The following is a 2,867-nucleotide window of genomic DNA, read 5'->3' on the forward strand; positions in this document are numbered from 1 at the left end:
GGTGATCGCCTCGGCGTGGGTGGTGAAGTGGTGCCCGTCGTAGAACTCGGTCTTCAGCGTGGACCAGAAGCTCTCGATCTGGGCGTTGTCCCAGCACACCCCGGTCCGGCCCACGGACAGGCGCACGTCAAGGGGTTCGCTACGACACGACCTATCTCGACGTCGGCTCCCTGGCCCATCCACCAGAGCCGGGGTTGGTGGTCCCGCAGAGCATCGACGGGCAGCTGATCCTGGACCAACCCGGCGGCGAGTTCCACTCGGTGACGTGGTTCACTCTCCCCCATGCGCTCCCGGTCATCGGAGCCAGCGCCGTGGATGTCGAGATCGCGGCCGACCTCGAGGCCGCCCGGGCCCACAGCCGCGACAACCTGCGGTCGTACTGGGTGGGGTCGGTGGTGCACGGGATCCGAGCCGCCCTGGCGGGGCGCCCACCCAACACGTCCTTAGAGCACCCGGGCACCCTCGTCTGGGTCGTCCTGGGAGCCCCTCGCCTGGCAATGTTCCTCGACCCGCAGGCCGCGTATGCCGGCCCGGTCCCTACCAAGTCCGAAGCCGGTTGGTGGGTCGTCAGCCACCGACGGGAGTATGCCGATCTGGCCAGGCGGGCGGTTGCGGCCCGGGCCGGTGCAAACTCGGCGTTCACCGTCGCCGACGCACTCTCCGCCGCGAACCTGGTCGACTCGTTGGTCAGCTGACCTCCGCGGATGCCCTAGCGTTGCGCCATGTCGTCACTTGACTGGGCAGTGCTGGCTGCGGTGCTGGGCTGGGCGTACCTCGCCTTCCAGGGGATCCTGCGCCTCCTCGCGCTCGGGGTGATCCCCGGTAACCGCAAACCGTCCACCGGGATGGCGTGGTTGCTGCTCATCGTCGTGGTGCCGGTCTTTGGCTTCATCGTCTTCCTGCTGTTCGGGCGCACCAGTCTCGGCGAGGATCGCCATGCCCGCCAGATGCGGGCCAAGGCCCGCATCCGGGAGCGGACCGAGGCCTTGCCGCCGGCGGATCTACCGGAAGGCTCCTCGCCCTTGCTGCCCTCCGTCGTGTCGCTGAACAACCGCTTGGGATCCCTGCCACTGGTCTGCGGCAACGGGGTGCTGGTCCTCGAGGACTACGACAGCATCATCGAGCTGATGACCGAGTCCATCACCAGCGCCACCTCCTACGTCCACGTCGAGTTCTACATCATGGCCTGGGACGAGTTGACTGATCCGTTCTTCACCGCGATGGCGGACGCGGCCGAGCGTGGCGTCAACGTCCTCTTCCTCTTCGACCACCTCGGATCGCGGGGCATCCCCGGTTACCGGGAGACCATCGCGAAGTTGAAGGAGACCAAGATCCAATGGCACCCGATGCTGCCGATCATGCCCCTGAAGGGCCGGATCCGCCGTCCGGACCTACGCAACCACCGCAAGCTCCTCGTGGTTGACGGGGTCGTCGGCTACACCGGCTCGCTCAACCTGACCGAGCGCGGTTACAACAAACCCAAGAACCACAAGCTCGGCCGGAAATGGGTCGAGTGCATGGTCCGGGTGCACGGGCAGATCGTCGCGACGCTCGACTCGGTCTTTGCCATGGACTGGTATGCGGAGACCGATGAGATCCTCTCGATCCAGGTGCGCCCCGCACTGCCGGTGGACGATCCAGGCATGGTGGAGGACGTCTCGTGCCAGCTCGTGCCCAGCGGTCCGGGCTTCGTCGCGGAGAACAACCTGCGCCTGTTCACCACGCTGATCTACTCCGCGACCCGGCGGATCTCGCTCACCAGTCCCTACTTCGTCCCGGACGAGTCACTGCTGTATGCCGTGACGACGGCGGCCCAGCGCGGGATCGAGGTTGAGCTGTTCGTCAGCGAGGCATCTGATCAGTTCATGGTCGGACACGCCCAGGCGTCCTACTACCGTGCGTTGCTCGAAGCGGGGGTACGGATCTACCTCTACCCCGCGCCATACATCCTGCACTCGAAGCACTTCACGGTCGATGACGACGTCGCGCTGATCGGCTCGAGCAACATGGACATGCGCTCCTTCGCCCTCAACTACGAGATCTCGATGATGATGCTCGGACCGGAAATCGTCGCGCGGATGCGGGCCGTCGAGGACCACTACCGCGACCTGTCCCGCGAACTACTCCTGGAGGAATGGCTACAGCGCAAGCCGCGGCTGCGCTACGTCGACAATGCCCTGAGGCTGACCGCCGCGCTCCAGTGACCTGTTCGGTCAACTCCCGAGCGTTGGCAAGCCCTCTGCGAGATCCTGGAGTGCAGCCCGAACGACCTCCTCGTCCTGCGCCGAGGTCCCACGCCCAGCTGACCCCACCGTAAGCAGTCACGTTCCTCCGGAATGGGTCGCCCAGGCTGCTACGCGCGCCAGCACCTCCGCTGGGTCTGGTGCAGGGGCGTGCACCTGGAACTCTCGGTGTCGGGGATCAGTGATTTCGAGTGGCCCCAAAGGACATTCACGCAGCCGCGCCACACTGTGACCCGAAGCGGGTAGGTCCCACGACTTCTCCGCATCCAGCACGGTTTTGTTGCGGTGCCAGTACGCGCCGTCGTACTCGATGACGAGGGAGGGCCAGCCACGTCCGGTGCCAGGATGTCGACCTCCCATTGTGAGCGCCGGCCTACCTCAGCACGCGGCACAGACTGGCCCGAAATCGCTCACCCGAATTGTTCGACCGCTGCACTGTGGTGATCCAGCTCCACCTGCGACTTACCGTGTGTGCCGCACTGCGGACATCCTGCACCGAGGACTGGCGCGCCTTGCCGCTCCCATGGGATCCCTTCCTGCGCGAAGTGTCAGGTGCAAGAGTCTTGCAACAGCATCCGTGCTGGTCAGACGCCTAAGGCTGAGGTGGACGTGAAGGGACTCGAA

2 protein-coding genes and 1 pseudogene are annotated in these 2,867 nt (G+C 65.6%); 2 read left to right on the forward strand and 1 reads right to left on the reverse strand.

Translation table 11 applies throughout. The features are described from left to right. Window positions 1–126: pseudogene (locus Q4P07_RS06580) on the reverse strand (integrase core domain-containing protein); the annotation flags it as partial. A 71-nt stretch (window positions 127–197) separates the two neighbouring features. On the opposite strand from Q4P07_RS06580, the gene Q4P07_RS06585 reads away from it, so the two are divergent. Beyond that, window positions 198–695 carry a hypothetical protein gene (locus Q4P07_RS06585; protein ID WP_303374108.1) on the forward strand — a complete coding sequence of 166 codons (498 nt, stop codon included), beginning with the start codon at window positions 198–200 and terminating at the stop codon, window positions 693–695. A gap of 27 nt (window positions 696–722) precedes the next feature. After that, window positions 723–2,204 carry a cardiolipin synthase gene (cls, locus tag Q4P07_RS06590; RefSeq protein WP_303374109.1) on the forward strand — a complete coding sequence of 494 codons (1,482 nt, stop codon included), beginning with the start codon at window positions 723–725 and terminating at the stop codon, window positions 2,202–2,204. Window positions 2,205–2,867: the final 663 nt, after the last annotated feature.

It is taken from the genome of Ornithinimicrobium sp. (genome assembly GCF_030537745.1).
Lineage (GTDB): Bacteria > Actinomycetota > Actinomycetes > Actinomycetales > Dermatophilaceae > Ornithinicoccus.